The organism is Bacillus sp. FDAARGOS_1420 (assembly GCF_019344915.1).
GTDB lineage: Bacteria > Bacillota > Bacilli > Bacillales > Bacillaceae_G > Bacillus_A > Bacillus_A mycoides.
This window is the reverse complement of record NZ_JAHWJB010000002.1, coordinates 3,019,936-3,037,981: the sequence shown is the minus strand read 5'-3', so window position 1 is coordinate 3,037,981 and position 18,046 is coordinate 3,019,936. Positions and strand designations below refer to the sequence as shown.

Sequence of the window (18,046 nt, the reverse complement as noted above, 5' to 3'; positions counted from 1 at the left end):
GAAAGGTGGAAACTCATGTTTGAAAAATTGTATGATGAGCATGAAAGTGTGAAGGTACGATTTTTAGGATTTATGACGCATGATACACGTTATGATTTTGGGGTTATTTATACAAATATGTTTTTTGGAAAGCCACTTATTGTTTGTATGCAAACAGGGAGATCTACTTTGCTTGGGAGAGATGATGTAGAAAATGTTCCATATATACAGGAAACTTTTAAGTTAGGATCGGAAGAGGAGGCGGAGGAGTTAGCTCAGTTTTTTAAATTTCTTGTTCCGTCTACTTCTTTGCATGCGGAGTATGAAGAATAATTAACAAGAAACAGTCGTACGTATGAGATATGGCTGTTTTTTTGTGTTAATATCGCATACTAATTTAATTTTAAAATATTTAATGTGTTATACTAAAAACCTATTGACGTAAAAAGTATAACATATTAAAATAAAGACAGAAAGTTAAGCGGTTACAAAAGTTTTTGGGATTATAAACTTAGGGGGAAATGAAAAATGGGAACAATCGTATGTCAAGATTGTGAAGGTACAATTGCACACTTCGAGGATGAGAAAGTAACGGTACTTTACGGGAAATGTGGATCTTGCGGATGTGATCACACAGAACATACAAAAGCCCAATAATTGATAGGAAATTGACAGCTAAAAGTTTTTAGGACCATAAACTTAGGGGGAAATGAAAAATGGGAACAATCGTATGTCAAGTTTGCGAAGGAACAATCGGACATTTTGAGGATGAGAAAACGACAGTACTTTATGGGAAATGTGGTTCCAATTGTGACTGTGCTAGTAGAGACAATGCGAAAGCTTAATCATATATAAGTAGATTATTCTTAAAAATCAGGGGGAAATGAAGATGGGAACAATCGTATGCCAAGTTTGTGAAGGAACAATCGCACATTTTGAAGATGAAAAATCAACAGTACTTTATGGGAAATGTGGATCTCATTGCGAATGTGACCATAAAGAACATACAAAAGCTTAATAATTAAGAAAAAACGCCTACACATGTAGGCGTTTTTTTAATAGATTGTAGTTGTATGTCCGACTGTTGCAACGATTGCATCATCTCTAATAGGAATAAATCCTATTGATGTTTGTGGCGTGTTAGGAGGGGCGTATTGACTCATCATACGGCTATCAATACGAGTAATAAAATCGGTTAAATAAGCTGAAATAAAAGCATAAGGAATCCTTCGTTCATTTAATGAATAAATAATTTCCTCTTTCGTTTTTACGCCTACGCCATGTCCGTAAAAAAAGAAGTTTCCTAGATAGATTGTATTTTCTCCTTGCCACTCAATCGTAGCTGGATTAACTTGTGGGTTTTTAAAGTAAACGAGGTCACCTGGAACGATATCGCCACTCGTTTTTGTTATGAGCTTTAAGTCGCGATCGTAGTCCCATGTATAAAGTAAGAGGTTTGCGAATAGACGGTTGAAAGTTTTTTCCTCATATAATGATAGTAATGCTTTGTAAAAAATGATAATCATTGCGGTGGCACATTCAGTTCCATATAGTTTTCCGTTTTTAAAAATATCTTGGATGGCACTGGAAGGGGCTATGTTTGGGAGTAGTTGAAATCCGCCAAGTGATGTTCTTTCCCAAAACTGAGGGTTGCAAAAAGATTGTTGAAACGTACGAAACTGAAATCCACTTTGAAAAAGTTCTAGCGCGGAAGTAATAATATTAACTCGTAAATTAAGATCAAAGCTGAGTTCATCGGCTGTTCGGAAGGAATAAACTTCTTGATTTCCCGCCATTATGGATAAAATCTGTTGTTTTTCAGCTGCAAATGGCTCATATTCATTTGTGATATAAGGGTGTACAATAGAACGGCCTATCACAATCATAATGGTATCCCCACCTATACGTTACAGATTTCGCGATACGGGAAAGCCTATATTGGACTTTAGACATAGGGTGAAAGTATCGCTTTTTCATAGAAAAACATTTATCCCGCTATTTGCGGGCAGTAAGAATTCCACCTCAAAATTCGGCTGGAGCCCTGCTACCCGTAAACGCCCGATTGGTGAAGGCTAATAATCAGTGGGGATGAACAAAACCCCACTGATTAAAGTTTCACTTTATATTCTGGTAGACTTTAACTACAGACAAGTACAAGTCTTTAAAACGCCAATGTGTTCTTTGAAAAAAGATAGCATAGGGAGTTCGATAGCCGAATTCAAGCTATCGGTAAAATGATATGTGTCGTCAAGAACAAGACGCTAAAACACCTGAACACGAATCTGTACGGTATGGTATAAGTACCGTAGCTCACGAACCTATACGATCTGTTGTGAGAGTGGTGATGGCACACCGCAATCTTGCACGTCAGCGATACCAGAAATGGACTTCGCCTTAGGTAGCAAGAATCCCACTGATGTTAGTCAGCTTGCCCCATTAGGGTGGGAATGTCAAATTCTTTAGTATCGTATGAAAAAAAGAGAAAAAAGGTGAAAGAAAAGCCTATCAACTGATAGGCTTGTACTCTTTAATAACACGTAATGTTTGTAATGTCATATCTTCAGGACCTTGTACAGGTAACCCAGCTTCTAAATTTTTAAGAATATACTCTAAGTTATCTTGTGTAATAATTTCCCCCGGAGTAAAGATTGGAATCCCTGGCGGATAAACCATAACAAAATCAGCTATAATACGACCTGCTGCGTTTTCAAATGGAATGACTTCTGTTTCTGAATAAAAAGCATCTCTAGGAGAAAGTGCTAGCACAGGTATTTCAGGTATTTCTACTTGTACTTGAACACCTTTGTCTGCTCTATTTCTATATGTTGCTGCTAAATCTTGTAATGCTGTAATAAGTGTATCTGTTTCACTTTCTGTATCTCCAAATGTGATAAGACAAAGTATGTTATATAAATCAGAGAGTTCTACTTCAATGTTGTAATGTTCTCTAAGCCATACTTCAGCCTGATGGCCTGTAATACCTAAATCTTTTACAGATACAATTATCTTTGTAGGATCATAGTTAAAAGTAGCATCTGTTCCTAGCATTTCTTTTCCAGGACAATAAAGATGCTCAATAACATTTATAGCATCACGAACATGCTCAGCTAATTGTATTGTTTGTCCTATGAGAGCTGTTCCTTCTGTAGCAAGACGTTTTCTAGCAACATCAAGGGATGCTAACAAAATGTAAGAAGTTGATGTAGTCGTAAGCATGCTAATAATGGATTGGACATGCTTTACGTTCACAAGACCTTCTTTTACATTAAGAATAGAGCTTTGGGTTAAAGACCCACCTAATTTGTGAACACTTGTTGCTGCCATATCTGCACCTGCTTGCATAGCTGATATTGGTAGTTCATCATGAAAATGGATATGAACACCGTGAGCCTCATCAACAAGTACAGGAATATCGTAAGAATGAGCTAATTCTACAATCTGCTCTAAATCTGCAGCAAACCCAAAATATGTTGGATTTATAACAAGTAAGCCTTTCGCATCTGAATGCTCTTCAAGAGCCTTTTTGACAGATTGAATTGTGATCCCATGTGAAATACCGAGCTTCGGATCAATCTCAGGATGCATGAAAATTGGTTTTGCACCTGAGAAAATAATAGCGGACATTACTGATTTATGCACATTCCGTGGCACGAGGATTTTATCCCCAGGACCGCACACGCTCATCACCATTGTCATAATTGCACCACTTGTACCTTGAATAGAAAAGAACGTATGATCTGCACCGAAAGCAGCGGCTGCTAAATCCTGTGCTTCTTTAATCATACCTTTTGGATGATGTAAATCATCGAGCGGCGCAATATTAATTAAATCAATTGCTAATGCATTATGCCCAATAAATTCGCGAAATGTAGGATCCATGCCCTGTCCTTTTTTATGACCAGGAATATGGAATTGAACTGGATTTCGCTTACTGTGCTCAACTAAAGCGGTAAACAATGGTGTTTCGTATTGGGACAATCTATACACCCCTTCTTCTTCGTAATATTTATTAGAGTTTGTTTTATATGATTTCATCTCATTCTAAAAGGAAATTAAGATGACAAACTTTTAGAACTTGACTTGTTTTTCTGCCATTCGCAAAAGCCTTTTTGGGGATGGTAGTCTCACTTTATTCTCTATAAAACAAAAGCATTATATCACCAATAATTATAGATGTATAGAAAAATCGCATTTTCAAGGTGAGTATGTTTAATAGTTATATTTTAAATACTGCAAAGAGGAAGACAATTCCATTGAAATGGATAAATGGTGTATAATGCAGAGTGGTTATAGTGAAGAATAAAAGGCTGTCTTAAAGGTAGCATAATGGAAAAAGAAAGAATACTGAATGAGGTGCAAAAATGGAATATCAATATCCACTTGATTACAATTGGTCAAATGAAGAAATGGTAGCAGTTGTAAAGTTTTATGAAGCGATTGAAAAGGTATACGAAAAAGGAGTTTTGAGAGAAGATTTGATGGAATTATATCGTCGTTTTAAAGAGATTGTGCCATCGAAGGCAGCGGAGAAAAAAATTGATAAAGAATTTCAAGAAGTAAGTGGATATTCTATATATCGTACGATTCAAAAAGCAAAGGAAGTAGCAGAAAAAAAGATTGTTAAAATGTAAAAATATTTTGAAAAATAAAATATGAAGTGCTATAATGTGATAACAACTAAAAACGGACAATATAAATTGTCCGTTTTCTACTATCGATTACAAAGTGCATATAAAGGAAGGAGTGGTTGCATCGTAGATTCAATCTTAGCAAGGAATTGTTCGTTGGTCATTGCTGAAAACTCCTCTGGTGATATATGAATACCGACTAATAACTCTGCTTTTTTCACAGTAGCTAAACGTTCAATCATCTTTTGTAAGTCTTCCGTTTCAAGCGTTTTATGTAGTTTTACACCTGGTTTAGTATGGTCAATGGACCAAACGAAGTCATTTGGAATATTTGTTTTTAAATCATTTAAATGTTCTAAGAAGGCGTGAGCCGTCTCCACTTTTTGTGGACACTCATAGATTAAACCAAAGTATATGAAGGCGTGAGTACCCCATAAACCAATTTGAAAGTGTGGTAACATTTTATATCCACGTTTATTTGTTGAAAAAGCAACCCAAGTATCGTTTGGTGGATTGACTTTGCGGCGTGCATGTTTTGCTACATGGTAGAAAAAGTTTTCATCAGTTTGTTGTGATAAATATTCTGCAAATTGTTCCCCTAAAGCTTCTAGCTTAGGATGAATATTCGTTTTAATTGCGCTCATTCGTTCTTCAAGACCATCAACAGTAAAGACTTCAAAATCAGTTGATGTGAATGTTTGTAGTGTCATGATTGTTCCTCCAACTCCTATTTTGTTTTAATTTTAGCATAGCTTGTACTATTCATAAAAAAAACAGCACAAAAAAATTTAAATAAAAAAATATAATTGTGTTGCATAGATGATTTATCCAACATAGTATAGTATAAAACAAAAAATCAGAAAATTGAATCAATTCTAGTCCGAGGGCAGACGAATATTGGGAGGAGGCAAAAAAATGAGACAGGTGATTAATGCGTTAAAGAGAACAGATGCTGAAAAGAGAATTCCGGTGCTACGTTTGGAGCTAGATTATGAATTAGCAACTTTATATGATGCGATGATGGATAACGACAAACAGAAAAAAGAAGAGTGCGTACAAAAATTAGAAGTGTTAAGACTTGAAATGATCCGTTTAGAAGCGTAATAATAGTATATGTATAAATAATTAGTTGGTGCGAACCTTATAAAGGGTTCGTTTTTTCTGTGAACAGTATAGATCGGAGTGTTTAAACATGCAAGAAGTATGGAAAGACATCGATACACACGCGAAACAGTGGATTCGAGAAGCTGGAGAACATTTAATGGCGTCACTGAAAAAAACACTTATTATAGAAACAAAGTCAAATGCAGCTGATCTAGTAACAAATATGGATCGAGAAACGGAGCAGTTTTTAATTGGGAAAATTAAAGAAACATTCCCACATCATAATATTTTAGGAGAAGAAGGCTACGGAGATGAGATTACCTCTTCTAATGGGGTTGTTTGGTTAATTGATCCAATTGACGGCACGATGAACTTTGTTCATCAAAAAAGAAATTTCGCAATCTCAATCGGGATTTATGAGAACGGTATCGGAAAGATTGGTCTTATTTATGATCCAGTTCATGACGAACTATATCATGCGGTAAAGGGAGAAGGGGCTTTTTGCAATGATTTAGCTATTCCCATGTTGGAAAAAGGAACGGTAGAGCATGGAGTTATAGCTTTGAATGCGATATGGCTTACTGATAATCCATTGCTTAATATGGAAAAAATGATGATGCTCGTTAAGAAGGCGAGAGGTACGAGGTCATATGGTTGTGCAGCGTTAGAAATGGTATATGTTGCAACCGGAAGATTAGATGCATATGTGACACCGCGCTTATCACCATGGGACTTTGGCGGGGGACAGATTATTGTAGAAGAAGTTGGCGGTAAAGTGACAACGTTCTTGGGAACGCCTCTTTCTATTGTAGAGAAAAGCAGTGTGTTAGTTGCAAAACCAGGAGTATACGAAGAATTATTACCATTTGTATCGCAATAATGAAAAAAAGTAAGAGGCATAAAGAAGCTTCTTACTTTTTAATGTTATTGCGATTTACGCATTTTTCTTTTTGTTACAAAACCGTATCCAACTGTAACAAATGTGCCGATAATGCAAATAATAATGCCGATGGGACTATTTTCAGCAACCATAATTCCGATACCAATTAAGAAGATAACACCGATAATTGCTGTTAATAAAAAGCGATATTGAATGTGTTCCATTTCTTCACCCTCCAATCTTATTTTACTTTCACAAAAGTAAGAATACAACTATATTTTCATTCTTGATTTTATTTTGATTGCCATTGTATCCCCTTCGCTCTTATAATAGAGAAGGATTAAAAAGACATTAGGAGTTGGACATGTTGAAAAAACGACAAGATTTACGAAATATAGCAATTATTGCCCACGTTGACCATGGTAAAACAACACTTGTTGACCAGTTATTACGTCAAGCGGGGACGTTCCGTGCGAATGAACATATTGAAGAACGCGCAATGGACTCAAATGATCTAGAAAGAGAACGTGGTATTACAATTTTAGCGAAGAATACTGCGATTCACTATGAAGATAAAAGAATTAACATTTTAGATACACCTGGTCACGCTGACTTCGGTGGAGAAGTAGAACGTATCATGAAAATGGTTGATGGTGTTCTACTTGTTGTTGATGCATATGAAGGTTGTATGCCACAAACACGATTTGTTTTAAAGAAAGCTCTTGAGCAAAACTTAACTCCAATCGTTGTTGTAAACAAAATTGACCGTGACTTCGCTCGCCCTGATGAAGTAGTTGATGAAGTAGTCGACTTATTCATCGAACTTGGTGCAAACGAAGATCAATTAGAGTTCCCAGTTGTATTTGCATCAGCAATGAACGGAACAGCAAGCTTAGATTCAAATCCAGCAAATCAAGAAGAGAATATGAAATCATTGTTTGACACAATTATTGAACATATTCCAGCACCAATTGATAACAGCGAAGAGCCACTTCAATTCCAAGTAGCACTTCTTGATTACAATGACTATGTTGGTCGTATCGGGGTTGGACGCATATTCCGTGGTACAATGAAAGTAGGACAACAAGTTGCATTAATGAAAGTTGACGGAAGTGTAAAACAATTCCGTGTAACTAAATTATTTGGTTATATTGGATTAAAACGTCAAGAAATTGAAGAAGCAAAAGCTGGAGATTTAGTAGCTGTTTCAGGTATGGAAGACATTAACGTAGGTGAAACGGTATGTCCGGTTGAGCATGAAGAGGCTTTACCATTATTACGTATTGATGAGCCAACACTACAAATGACATTCCTTGTAAATAATAGCCCGTTTGCAGGTCGTGAAGGTAAATTCATTACTTCTCGTAAAATTGAAGAGCGTCTTCGTTCACAATTAGAGACAGATGTAAGTTTACGTGTAGATAATACAGATTCTCCTGATGCATGGATCGTATCTGGACGCGGAGAGTTACATTTATCTATCTTAATTGAAAATATGCGTCGTGAAGGTTATGAACTACAAGTATCTAAGCCAGAAGTAATTATTAAAGATGTTGATGGCGTAAGAAGCGAGCCTGTAGAGCGCGTACAAATCGATGTGCCTGAAGAATACACTGGTTCTATTATGGAATCAATGGGCGCACGTAAAGGTGAAATGTTAGATATGGTGAATAATGGAAATGGTCAAGTTCGCCTTACTTTCATGGTTCCGGCACGTGGTTTAATTGGTTACACAACAGAATTCCTAACATTAACTCGTGGTTACGGTATTTTAAACCATACATTTGATTGCTACCAACCAGTACATGCTGGACAAGTGGGTGGACGTCGCCAAGGTGTTCTAGTTTCACTTGACACAGGAAAAGCATCACAATATGGTATTATGCAAGTTGAAGATCGCGGTGTAATCTTCGTTGAACCAGGTACAGAAGTATATGCTGGTATGATCGTTGGAGAACATACACGTGAGAATGATTTAACAGTTAACGTTGTAAAAATGAAACAACAAACTAACATTCGTTCTGCGACGAAAGATCAAACTTCATCAATGAAAAAACCACGCTTAATGACTTTAGAAGAGTCATTAGAGTACTTAAACGATGATGAGTTCTGTGAAGTAACTCCAGAATCAATTCGTCTACGTAAAAAGATTCTTGATAAGAGTGAGCGCGAAAGAGCTGCTAAGAAAAAGAAATCTGTTGAAGCATAAAATAATAGAACAGCTACCTTTTATAAAGGTAGCTGTTTTTTTTGTTTTTTGTTTATTTTTTTAGAATATTTACTCTTTTTTGTGGACAGTATTTTTTTTGCGAGTTACTCTTGTATTAAGTACATAAAGAGAATTTGTTTCATGAGAAGGGGTGAAAGATAGTGTTAGAAAGAATGTCATTTTTCGCGAAACTTTGTAAAGTTGATGAAAATCCAGAGTTAGGGATGTGGTTGCTTTATGGAACAATAATTTTATTAAGTGCACTTGTATATAATTTAGGATTTGCAAGGAAGCTATCGGTACTAAAAAATATAGTGATATATATTTCTTTAGCAATTGGATGCACCGTATTAACTTTTTTTGCAGTTTTTTTACCCGTTGGAGAGGGGCTCGTTGTAGCGGCAATTGTACTTGGAATTTATAGACTGCGTTTACGTCAAGCTAAACAACAAAAAACAGGGTGAAAAAAGGAGGGGCTTTCATGCGCTCAGTACAAGATGCATTATATAATTGGTTAACAATTAAAACGGTTGCGGAAGCACGTCCAGATGATAGAGCTGCACAAGAAACGTATGTATTATTTCAAAATATGATATATGAAGAGCATAAATTACGAAATGTAGAAGTTGAAAAGAACGAGGAAATGTATTTGATTACATATGAAATTGATGGAGAAATAAGGTGTGCAAGATTTCCGGTAGAAGCCATTGATTGTTTTTTGGATCAGATGAATCGTGAACCAGAAAAATACAAATAAGTCCTTATCTATATGATTAAGGACTTATTTCCGGTTTACCAATCGTCTTCTACTTTTTTATCACGATATAATCGGAAATTACCACTCGCATGGCGTTCCGTAGTACGCTCTGCAATTCGTTCCGTACATTCCATGCACATATATGTATGAATAGGGCGATTACGCAGTTTTTTTGCCATAGGATTTTCGTCATCTAACATATCTTTTTTATCACAAATCATACATTTGACTCTCATTTCGTCACCTCAATACGAATTCTATCAGTATAAGTATATCATGGAAGTATAATGTTTTTGAATAATAGCGGGAAAAAATAATATTTTCGCAATTCGAAAAATAGGTTATGATAAGGATATATAAATAATATTTGGAGGTGGAAATATGGCGAATGTAGTTGAGCCTACATTGACAGGTGATTTAGTACAATCTTTGCGTAAAGAGTGTATCGTTATGATAGCAACAACAGATTTCGAAAAACAAATTCCTAACGTAAGTGCTATTTCTTGGGTATATGCAGTGAGTGAAACTAGTATTCGATTTGCGGTAGATCAACGCTCACGTATTGTGGGGAATATACGGCATAGTGCAGGGGTTGTATTGACTATAATGGCGAATGAATCCGTATTTTCCATAAGTGGTGAAAGTGAAATTTTAACAGATAGAATGGAAGGGATTCCTCTAAAATTAACGGTAGTAGAAGTGAATGTACAAGAAGTTCGTGATGTTATGTTTTATGGTGCGAAACTTGCTACTGAACCAACATATGAAAAAACATATGATCTTCGAGCTGCTAAAAAGCTTGATAACCAAGTATTAGTAGGAATGAAAGAATTATAAAGAAGATGAATAGGAACATCGTTCATAAACTTTTACAAGTGAGTATTGTGATTTAATGTGAAAAATTATAATAAAAAGTAATATATTGAATAGAAATGAATAAAAAATAAAGAAAAGGTTTAATTTCTATGAATTTCGATTCTACCTCGTTTTTACGGTACATATAATTATAACAATGGTTCGTCCATATTTTATGGATGAAACCCTTGTTCTACAAATTTAAAAGTGGAGTCAGGGGGTAACAGGTTGGATAAAATTTATGTGTTAGATACGAATGTACTTTTGCAGGATCCTTTATCTATTTTTTCATTTGCAACAAATGAAGTAGTGATTCCAGCAGTTGTATTAGAAGAGGTTGATTCGAAAAAACGTTATATGGATGAAGTAGGACGAAATGCTCGCTATGTATCTAAGTTAATCGACAAATTTCGCGAAATAGGAAAGCTGCATGAAAGTATTCCGTTAGAAAACGGCGGTACATTTCGTATTGAATTAAATCATCGCTCATTTGTTCAACTGCAAGATATTTTTGTAGAAAAAACAAATGATAATCGAATTTTAGCGGTAGCGAAAAACCTCTCTTTAGAAGAACAAGAAAAAGAGGACGGGAAATCAGTTATTTTAGTAAGTAAAGATGTACTCGTAAGGGTAAAAGCTGATGCAATCGGATTGCAGGCCGAAGATTATTTAAGTGACCGAGTAATCGAAGTGGAAAATATATATTCAGGATTTTTAGAAGGGTATATATCAAAAGAACAGTTAGATTATTTTTATGAAAAAGGTGAACTACCTTTATCTGAAATCGCAAATCATCCTTTTTATCCAAATCAGTTTGTTGTAATGAAAGATGCACTAGGGGGTTCTAGTTCTGCACTTGGGATTGTGGATCATTTAGGTAAGAAGGTAAAAAAACTTATTTTTCACAATGAACAAGTGTGGGGGATACGCCCACGAAACGTGCAGCAAATTATGGGATTAGAATTGCTACTTCGGGAAGATATTCCACTTGTAACGTTAACAGGAAAAGCAGGTACAGGAAAAACGTTACTTGCATTAGCTTCGGGACTAATGCAAACGGAAGATTTAGGTTTATATAAAAAACTACTTGTAGCGAGACCAATTGTACCGGTAGGAAAAGATATAGGTTATTTACCAGGAGAGAAAGAGGAAAAATTAAGACCGTGGATGCAGCCGATTTTTGATAATCTAGAGTATTTATTCAACACGAAAAAGCCTGGGGAGCTAGATGCTATTTTAGCTGGGATGGGTTCGATTGAAGTAGAAGCGCTTACCTATATACGCGGGAGAAGTATTCCAGACCAGTTCATTATAATTGACGAGGCACAAAATTTAACGAAGCATGAAGTGAAGACGATATTAACAAGGGTAGGCGAAAAAAGTAAGATTGTATTAATGGGGGATCCTCAGCAAATTGATCATCCGTATTTAGATGAATATAATAACGGTTTAACATATGTCGTAGAGAAGTTTAAAGAACAACGTATTAGTGGTCATGTAAAGTTTGTTAAAGGAGAGCGTTCTAATTTAGCACAACTAGCAGCGGATTTATTATAAAAAGGAGTGAGCTTAAGCTCACTCCTTTTTTGCCTTTTAATTATACAATTTAAATGATTGTAAATTTACGGATGTTACGAATCGGATTTTGTCTATTAGATCCATCATGGAAATATAGATGAACAGGCCCGTCTTCTCGTAATGGTTTACCTTCTTTTGAAAAACCGAGAATAGCTTTATGGGCTGTTTCTAACGGAAGTGTAATTGTATTGTCTGTGGTTTCTATTTCGACATGAGTAGCATCTTCTAAAATTTCAGCATTTTTTAGAAATGGATGAAGTGGTATGCCAAATGTCCCGTTAATAAGCTGTTCTTTTTTATATTTCTTTACACTTTGTTGTATTGGCGGGAAGGCAGCACCATCACGGATTTCGCGATCCCAATGCTCTGAAGTATGTTTTAAGTATGTTTCTAATTCGGATGAGTCTTCTCTAGTTTCATCAAAGTAAGTTGTCAAATCTATTTTTCGATCATCGAAAATCCATACAGTTGGATCGATAGTGATTGGAAAACGAACTTTTCCATTAATAAATAAAATTTCGCTCATTGTTGTTCCCCCATTTGTGTTATACTCCCACTTTTCAGTATAATAGTATTAGGCACTGTTGTCACAAAAAATGTTTCTATTGCAATTTATTAAAACTATCGCTAATATTAATAGATATGAGAGAGTAGGACGGAAACGGAGGGAATCAATTTGGCGTCTGAGACAGTATCAAATCATCAGGAAAAGGCACTAGCCCTTCTACAAGCGGATGCAGAGAAGATTTTAAGACTTATTAAGGTACAAATGGACAATCTTACAATGCCGCAATGTCCATTATATGAAGAAGTTTTAGACACACAAATGTTTGGACTATCCCGCGAGGTCGATTTTGCGGTTCGCCTTGGTCTTATTGGAGAAGAACAAGGGAAAGCAATGTTAGGAGAGCTCGAACGTGAGTTGTCTGCACTTCATGAAGCATTTACAAACAAACAACAATAACGGGTTCAAATAAGGGGGCTCAAACTGAAATAGTTTGGGCTTTTTATTTGTATAATAAAGAAGGAAGAACCTATATACATATGGAATACAACAATAATTAAATTGAAACAGAAAGAGGAAATGAAATGAAAAAAGTATGGAAATCGATGGATTATTCCTTATTACTTCCTCTTGTTATCTTATGTGTGCTGGGAGTTATAATGGTATATAGTTCTAGTTCCATTGTTGCGATTTCGAGGTTTGATAAACCAGCAAATTTCTTTTTTAAAAGACAATTAATGACTTTGGCTGCTGGGACAATCATATTAATAATTATCGCTACTATCCCATATAAAGTGTGGAGGAAACGAATTTTTTTATTGGGGAGTTATGGTATTAGCATTGCATTATTAGCGGCAGCTGCATTTTTCACTAAGACAGTAAACGGCGCAAATGGATGGATATTTGGAATACAGCCTGCAGAATTTGTGAAGATAACTGTTATCCTCGTATTGGCTCATTTTTTTGCGAAAAGGCAAGAAACGAATACGCCTGTTTTGAAAGGATCGGGACCGGTACTTTTTGGTGTTGGTTTAATCATGGTTTTAATTTTAAAGCAAAATGATTTAGGTACCGATTTGTTAATTGCAGGAACAGTAGGAATTATGTTTCTTTGTTCGGGAGTGCGGATTAATTTATGGATTAAACGAATTGTTTTAACTTCTATAGTATGGGTTCCGGCACTATATATTCTCGGTAATTATGCATTAAATCCATATCAAAAGGCACGGTTTTCAGTTTTTCTTGATCCATTTAACGATCCTCAAAATGATGGGTTCCAATTAATAAATTCTTTTATTGGAATTGCTTCAGGAGGGCTAAATGGTCGAGGGTTAGGGAACAGTGTGCAAAAATATGGATACTTACCAGAACCGCAAACAGATTTTATTATGGCAATTATATCTGAGGAGCTTGGTTTTATAGGTGTAGCTGTCATTTTAATCTGTTTGTTACTTATTATTGTTCGAGCATTTAGGATTGCACAAAAGTGCAAAGATCCGTTTGGAAGTTTAATAGCAATTGGAATTGCAAGTTTGTTTGGAGTTCAAACTTTTATAAATGTTGGTGGTATGTCTGGGTTAATACCGCTTACAGGGGTACCATTACCGTTTGTAAGTTATGGTGGTAGTTCTTTATTGGCTAATTTACTTGCAATGGGTATACTGTTAAATATTGCTAGTTATGTAAAACGACAAGAGAAACAACAAAACGAATTGACTAATGAAATAGAACAAGGTGGACCGCATCTTGTTGTTGTAAAATAAAAAACGCATTGAGCTCTAGAGTTCAATGTGTTTTTTATTTTTTTAGGTTTTAAATGTGATACAATATTAATTCTCTTGAAACAAAAAAGTATATTACATTTAAGTGAATGTGATATACAATATTGTTGTTAGAAAAGGAAGAGGTATGCTATACTATTTTTGTGAAACAAATTGAACAGAAAACTTATCATTTGTTGAAAAATAAGGTATGATGGATAAAAATAAAGTGAAGCTTTCTAAGTATAATATAATGTAGAAAGTGAAGAACTTCACGCTCTGTAGAGTGTGTATGTATTTTATCTCTAGAGTGGTAGGAAAATAGAGGGGGAAAATCATGACAAAGCTGCAACGTATTCAAAAAGTATTGGTAGCTAACCGTGGAGAGATAGCAATTCGTGTGTTCCGAGCATGTTCAGAACTTGGACTAAACACAGTTGCGATTTATTCTAAAGAGGATAGCGGTTCTTATCATCGCTATAAAGCCGATGAGTCCTATTTAGTTGGGGAAGGGAAAAAGCCAATTGATGCTTATCTAGATATTGAAGGCATTATTGAGATTGCGAAAAGTAATCATGTAGATGCAATCCACCCTGGATATGGTTTCTTGTCAGAAAATATTCAATTTGCAAAACGTTGTGAAGAAGAAGAGATTATCTTTATCGGTCCAAAAAGTAAGCATTTAGACATGTTTGGAGATAAAGTTAAAGCAAGAACACAAGCGCAGCTAGCACAAATTCCAATTATTCCTGGTAGTGATGGTCCAGTAAATTCAATAGAAGAAGTTGAAGAGTTTGCTGAAAAGTATGATTACCCGATTATTATTAAAGCATCCCTTGGTGGCGGCGGTCGCGGTATGCGTATTGTACGTACTAGTGAAGAATTAAGAGAATCGTATAATCGCGCGAAATCAGAAGCAAAAGCAGCCTTTGGTAATGATGAAGTGTACGTTGAAAAATTCGTTGAAAAACCTAAACATATAGAAGTACAAATTTTAGCAGATGAAGAAGGTAATGTTGTTCATTTGTATGAGCGTGATTGCTCTGTACAACGACGCCATCAAAAAGTAGTTGAAATTGCACCGAGCGTGTCGCTTTCAGATGATTTGCGTCAGCGTATTTGTGATGCTGCAGTAAAGTTAACGAAAAATGTAAATTATTTAAATGCTGGAACGGTAGAATTCCTTGTAAAAGGTGATGAGTTTTACTTCATTGAAGTAAACCCACGTGTTCAAGTTGAACATACGATTACAGAGATGATTACAGGAGTGGATATCGTTCAATCGCAAATTTTAATAGCTGATGGACATGCATTACATAGCAAAATGGTAGGTGTTCCTAAGCAAGAGGAAGTGGTTGTGCATGGATTTGCAATCCAATCTCGTGTAACGACTGAAGACCCACTAAATAATTTCATGCCGGATACAGGGAAAATTATGGCGTACCGATCAGGCGGTGGTTTTGGTGTTCGTCTTGATACAGGTAATAGTTTCCAAGGTGCAGTTATTACACCGTACTACGATTCTTTACTTGTAAAAGTTACTACTTGGGCACTTACTTTTGAACAAGCCGCTGCAAAAATGGAACGTAACTTAAAAGAATTCCGTATTCGTGGTATTAAAACAAATATTCCATTCTTAGAGAATGTAGTAAAACATAGAAACTTCTTATCGGGAGAGTATGATACTTCATTTATTGACGCGTCACCTGAACTATTCTTGTTCCCGAAACGTAAAGACCGCGGAACAAAAATGTTAAATTATATTGGTACAGTAACAGTAAATGGCTTCCCAGGAGTAGGGAAAAAAGAGAAACCAATTTTCCCAGATGCTCGTATACCAAATGTGATACACTCAGAGCCAATGCAAAATGGAACGAAACAAATTTTGGATGAGCGTGGAGCGGATGGATTAGTAAAGTGGGTACAAGATCAAAAGCGTGTACTTTTAACTGATACAACATTCCGTGATGCACATCAGTCATTACTTGCAACTCGTGTTCGTACAAAAGATTTACATCACATTGCAGAGCCGACAGCGAGAATGTTACCAAACTTATTCTCAGCGGAAATGTGGGGCGGTGCAACGTTTGATGTTGCATATCGTTTCTTGAAAGAAGATCCATGGGAACGATTACTAGATCTTCGTGAAAAAATGCCAAACGTTTTATTCCAAATGTTACTTCGCTCTTCAAACGCAGTAGGTTACAAAAACTATCCAGATAATTTAATTCAAAAATTTGTGGAATGTTCTGCTCAAGCTGGAATTGATGTGTTCCGTATTTTTGATAGCTTAAACTGGGTAGAAGGCATGAGAGTTGCAATTGATGCTGTACGAGATACTGGTAAAATTGCAGAAGCGACAATGTGTTACACAGGAGATATTCATGACCCGTTACGTAGTAAATACGATTTAAATTATTATAAAAACTTAGCAAAAGAGTTGGAAGCATCAGGAGCTCACATTTTAGGAATTAAAGATATGGCGGGCTTACTAAAGCCAAACGCAGCATATGATTTAGTTTCAGCATTAAAAGAGACGGTGTCGATTCCAATTCACCTGCACACACACGATACGAGCGGAAATGGTATTTTAACGTATACAAAGGCAATTGAAGCAGGTGTTGATATTGTCGATGTAGCGGTGAGTTCAATGGCTGGTCAAACGTCACAACCAAGTGCGAATACACTATACTATGCGTTGGGTGGAAACGAAAGACAGCCAGATGTTAATATAGACTCATTAGAAAAACTATCTCATTATTGGGAAGATGTACGTAAATACTATGCTCCATTTGAAAGTGGTATGAATGCTCCTCACACAGAGGTATATATGCATGAAATGCCGGGTGGACAGTATAGTAATCTTCAACAACAAGCAAAAGCAGTTGGCTTAGGAGATCGCTTTGATGAAGTTAAAGTGATGTATCGCCGTGTTAATGATATGTTTGGCGATATTGTAAAAGTAACACCATCATCTAAAGTTGTCGGTGATATGGCATTATTTATGGTTCAAAATCACCTAACAGAACAAGATATTTTAGAACGTGGACATGCTATGGACTTCCCAGGATCTGTTGTTGAAATGTTCTCTGGAGATTTAGGACAACCATATGGTGGTTTCCCGAAAGAATTACAAAAAATTATTTTAAAAGGGAAAGAGCCATTAACAGTAAGACCGGGTGAATTATTAGAACCAGTAGATTTCGATGCTTTAAAAGAAGAGTTATTCCACAAACTTGGACGCGAAGTAACAATTTTTGATGTAGTCGCATATGCATTGTATCCAAAAGTATTTATGGACTACGAAAAAGTTGCCGGGATTTATGGAAATGTATCTGTGCTTGATACACCGACATTCTTCTATGGTATGAGACTTGGTGAAGAAATTGATGTGGAAATCGAGCAAGGTAAAACATTGATGGTTAAACTAGTTTCCATTGGGGAGCCACAGCCAGATGGAAATCGTGTGCTTTACCTGGAGTTTAATGGACAACCGCGTGAAATCGTAGTGAAAGATGAAAGCGTGAAATCAACTGTTGCACAGCGTGTGAAGGGGAATCGTGAAAATCCAAATCATATTAGCGCAACGATGCCGGGAACTGTTATTAAAGTAGTTGTAAAAGAAGGCGATGAAGTGAAAAAAGGTGATTCCATGGCAATTACAGAAGCTATGAAAATGGAAACGACGGTTCAAGCGCCATTTAGTGGTAAAGTGAAAAAAGTATATGTAAATGATGGGGATGCAATTCAAACGGGAGATTTACTCATTGAATTAGATCATTAAAATAAAG

Annotated in this window: 21 protein-coding genes; 15 read left to right on the top strand and 6 right to left on the bottom strand. The window is 36.0% G+C overall.

Annotated features, from left to right (window positions below; genetic code table 11):
* Positions 1-15: 15 nt before the first annotated feature.
* The 4 genes from I6L50_RS25660 (at position 16) to I6L50_RS25645 (ending at position 997) form a co-directional block, all read left to right on the top strand.
* On the top strand, positions 16-312 hold the full coding sequence (locus I6L50_RS25660) for a DUF3055 domain-containing protein (RefSeq protein ID WP_000462037.1): 297 nt from the start codon (positions 16-18) through the stop codon (positions 310-312).
* Between the two features lie 195 nt (positions 313-507).
* Entirely contained in the window at positions 508-636 is a 129-nt protein-coding gene (locus tag I6L50_RS25655; protein WP_000536778.1) for a GapA-binding peptide SR1P, read from the top strand.
* Between the two features lie 59 nt (positions 637-695).
* The gene (locus I6L50_RS25650; protein WP_002033839.1) at positions 696-824 is read left to right on the top strand and encodes a GapA-binding peptide SR1P; all 129 of its coding nucleotides are present in this window, start codon (positions 696-698) and stop codon (positions 822-824) included.
* A gap of 44 nt (positions 825-868) precedes the next feature.
* Complete coding sequence (locus I6L50_RS25645) at positions 869-997, top strand: GapA-binding peptide SR1P (RefSeq protein WP_000536785.1); 129 nt, start codon at positions 869-871, stop codon at positions 995-997.
* A 37-nt stretch (positions 998-1,034) separates the two neighbouring features.
* Here I6L50_RS25645 and I6L50_RS25640 read toward each other — a convergent pair whose 3' ends face one another.
* Positions 1,035-1,865: a protein-glutamine gamma-glutamyltransferase gene (locus I6L50_RS25640; protein ID WP_219303445.1), complete on the bottom strand. Its 831-nt coding sequence runs from the start codon at positions 1,863-1,865 to the stop codon at positions 1,035-1,037.
* Positions 1,866-2,484: 619 nt separating this feature from the next.
* Positions 2,485-3,957, bottom strand: coding sequence for an arginine decarboxylase (gene speA, locus I6L50_RS25635; RefSeq protein WP_219303444.1), 1,473 nt, complete (start codon positions 3,955-3,957; stop codon positions 2,485-2,487).
* 383 nt (positions 3,958-4,340) lie between these two features.
* Here speA and I6L50_RS25630 point away from each other — a divergent pair, with 383 nt between their 5' ends.
* The gene (locus tag I6L50_RS25630) at positions 4,341-4,610 is read left to right on the top strand and encodes a UPF0223 family protein (protein ID WP_002066915.1); all 270 of its coding nucleotides are present in this window, start codon (positions 4,341-4,343) and stop codon (positions 4,608-4,610) included.
* Positions 4,611-4,690: 80 nt separating this feature from the next.
* Here I6L50_RS25630 and I6L50_RS25625 read toward each other — a convergent pair whose 3' ends face one another.
* Positions 4,691-5,317, bottom strand: coding sequence for a YktB family protein (locus I6L50_RS25625; RefSeq protein ID WP_002014864.1), 627 nt, complete (start codon positions 5,315-5,317; stop codon positions 4,691-4,693).
* 205 nt (positions 5,318-5,522) lie between these two features.
* On the opposite strand from I6L50_RS25625, the gene I6L50_RS25620 reads away from it, so the two are divergent.
* Together I6L50_RS25620 and I6L50_RS25615 are read left to right on the top strand one after the other, a co-directional pair.
* Complete coding sequence (locus I6L50_RS25620; protein WP_002121995.1) at positions 5,523-5,711, top strand: hypothetical protein; 189 nt, start codon at positions 5,523-5,525, stop codon at positions 5,709-5,711.
* An 88-nt stretch (positions 5,712-5,799) separates the two neighbouring features.
* Positions 5,800-6,591 (top strand): inositol monophosphatase family protein, encoded by a 792-nt coding sequence (locus I6L50_RS25615; protein WP_002138115.1) that lies wholly within the window; start codon positions 5,800-5,802, stop codon positions 6,589-6,591.
* Positions 6,592-6,635: 44 nt separating this feature from the next.
* Here the strand turns inward: I6L50_RS25615 and I6L50_RS25610 are convergent, their stop codons facing one another.
* Positions 6,636-6,815: a DUF5325 family protein gene (locus tag I6L50_RS25610; RefSeq protein WP_000400129.1), complete on the bottom strand. Its 180-nt coding sequence runs from the start codon at positions 6,813-6,815 to the stop codon at positions 6,636-6,638.
* Positions 6,816-6,955: 140 nt separating this feature from the next.
* Here I6L50_RS25610 and typA point away from each other — a divergent pair, with 140 nt between their 5' ends.
* The 3 genes from typA (at position 6,956) to I6L50_RS25595 (ending at position 9,557) form a co-directional block, all read left to right on the top strand.
* On the top strand, positions 6,956-8,800 hold the full coding sequence (gene typA, locus I6L50_RS25605; RefSeq protein WP_002066916.1) for a translational GTPase TypA: 1,845 nt from the start codon (positions 6,956-6,958) through the stop codon (positions 8,798-8,800).
* A 161-nt stretch (positions 8,801-8,961) separates the two neighbouring features.
* Positions 8,962-9,264: a YlaH-like family protein gene (locus I6L50_RS25600; protein ID WP_002014795.1), complete on the top strand. Its 303-nt coding sequence runs from the start codon at positions 8,962-8,964 to the stop codon at positions 9,262-9,264.
* Positions 9,265-9,281: 17 nt separating this feature from the next.
* A complete protein-coding gene (locus I6L50_RS25595; RefSeq protein WP_002014793.1) occupies positions 9,282-9,557 on the top strand; it encodes a hypothetical protein in 276 nt (91 codons plus the stop codon).
* Positions 9,558-9,592: 35 nt separating this feature from the next.
* On the opposite strand, the gene I6L50_RS25590 is transcribed toward I6L50_RS25595, so the two are convergent.
* Positions 9,593-9,793 (bottom strand): YlaI family protein, encoded by a 201-nt coding sequence (locus I6L50_RS25590; RefSeq protein ID WP_002088318.1) that lies wholly within the window; start codon positions 9,791-9,793, stop codon positions 9,593-9,595.
* A 145-nt stretch (positions 9,794-9,938) separates the two neighbouring features.
* On the opposite strand from I6L50_RS25590, the gene I6L50_RS25585 reads away from it, so the two are divergent.
* Both I6L50_RS25585 and I6L50_RS25580 read left to right on the top strand, forming a co-directional pair.
* Positions 9,939-10,394, top strand: coding sequence for a PNPOx family protein (locus tag I6L50_RS25585; RefSeq protein ID WP_002014791.1), 456 nt, complete (start codon positions 9,939-9,941; stop codon positions 10,392-10,394).
* A gap of 246 nt (positions 10,395-10,640) precedes the next feature.
* Entirely contained in the window at positions 10,641-11,969 is a 1,329-nt protein-coding gene (locus I6L50_RS25580) for a PhoH family protein (RefSeq protein ID WP_002088317.1), read from the top strand.
* A 49-nt stretch (positions 11,970-12,018) separates the two neighbouring features.
* Here I6L50_RS25580 and I6L50_RS25575 read toward each other — a convergent pair whose 3' ends face one another.
* Positions 12,019-12,516 (bottom strand): molybdopterin-binding protein, encoded by a 498-nt coding sequence (locus tag I6L50_RS25575; RefSeq protein WP_002088315.1) that lies wholly within the window; start codon positions 12,514-12,516, stop codon positions 12,019-12,021.
* A gap of 150 nt (positions 12,517-12,666) precedes the next feature.
* On the opposite strand from I6L50_RS25575, the gene I6L50_RS25570 reads away from it, so the two are divergent.
* From I6L50_RS25570 to pyc, 3 genes are all read left to right on the top strand, one after another.
* Positions 12,667-12,954 carry an Fpa/YlaN family protein gene (locus tag I6L50_RS25570; RefSeq protein WP_002088314.1) on the top strand — a complete coding sequence of 96 codons (288 nt, stop codon included), beginning with the start codon at positions 12,667-12,669 and terminating at the stop codon, positions 12,952-12,954.
* A gap of 125 nt (positions 12,955-13,079) precedes the next feature.
* Positions 13,080-14,258 (top strand): FtsW/RodA/SpoVE family cell cycle protein, encoded by a 1,179-nt coding sequence (locus I6L50_RS25565; protein WP_113937187.1) that lies wholly within the window; start codon positions 13,080-13,082, stop codon positions 14,256-14,258.
* Positions 14,259-14,592: 334 nt separating this feature from the next.
* Positions 14,593-18,039 (top strand): pyruvate carboxylase, encoded by a 3,447-nt coding sequence (gene pyc, locus I6L50_RS25560; RefSeq protein WP_219303443.1) that lies wholly within the window; start codon positions 14,593-14,595, stop codon positions 18,037-18,039.
* The last annotated feature ends 7 nt before the right edge of the window (positions 18,040-18,046 follow it).

Coding starts and splice junctions, on each gene's coding strand:
- I6L50_RS25660 (WP_000462037.1), top strand. CDS start 16: ATGTTTGAAAAATTGTATGATGAGCATGAAAGTGTGAAGGTACGATTT.
- I6L50_RS25655 (WP_000536778.1), top strand. CDS start 508: ATGGGAACAATCGTATGTCAAGATTGTGAAGGTACAATTGCACACTTC.
- I6L50_RS25650 (WP_002033839.1), top strand. CDS start 696: ATGGGAACAATCGTATGTCAAGTTTGCGAAGGAACAATCGGACATTTT.
- I6L50_RS25645 (WP_000536785.1), top strand. CDS start 869: ATGGGAACAATCGTATGCCAAGTTTGTGAAGGAACAATCGCACATTTT.
- I6L50_RS25640 (WP_219303445.1), bottom strand. CDS start 1,865: ATGATTGTGATAGGCCGTTCTATTGTACACCCTTATATCACAAATGAA.
- I6L50_RS25630 (WP_002066915.1), top strand. CDS start 4,341: ATGGAATATCAATATCCACTTGATTACAATTGGTCAAATGAAGAAATG.
- I6L50_RS25625 (WP_002014864.1), bottom strand. CDS start 5,317: ATGACACTACAAACATTCACATCAACTGATTTTGAAGTCTTTACTGTT.
- I6L50_RS25620 (WP_002121995.1), top strand. CDS start 5,523: ATGAGACAGGTGATTAATGCGTTAAAGAGAACAGATGCTGAAAAGAGA.
- I6L50_RS25615 (WP_002138115.1), top strand. CDS start 5,800: ATGCAAGAAGTATGGAAAGACATCGATACACACGCGAAACAGTGGATT.
- I6L50_RS25610 (WP_000400129.1), bottom strand. CDS start 6,815: ATGGAACACATTCAATATCGCTTTTTATTAACAGCAATTATCGGTGTT.
- typA (WP_002066916.1), top strand. CDS start 6,956: ATGTTGAAAAAACGACAAGATTTACGAAATATAGCAATTATTGCCCAC.
- I6L50_RS25595 (WP_002014793.1), top strand. CDS start 9,282: ATGCGCTCAGTACAAGATGCATTATATAATTGGTTAACAATTAAAACG.
- I6L50_RS25590 (WP_002088318.1), bottom strand. CDS start 9,793: ATGAGAGTCAAATGTATGATTTGTGATAAAAAAGATATGTTAGATGAC.
- I6L50_RS25585 (WP_002014791.1), top strand. CDS start 9,939: ATGGCGAATGTAGTTGAGCCTACATTGACAGGTGATTTAGTACAATCT.
- I6L50_RS25575 (WP_002088315.1), bottom strand. CDS start 12,516: ATGAGCGAAATTTTATTTATTAATGGAAAAGTTCGTTTTCCAATCACT.
- I6L50_RS25565 (WP_113937187.1), top strand. CDS start 13,080: ATGAAAAAAGTATGGAAATCGATGGATTATTCCTTATTACTTCCTCTT.
- pyc (WP_219303443.1), top strand. CDS start 14,593: ATGACAAAGCTGCAACGTATTCAAAAAGTATTGGTAGCTAACCGTGGA.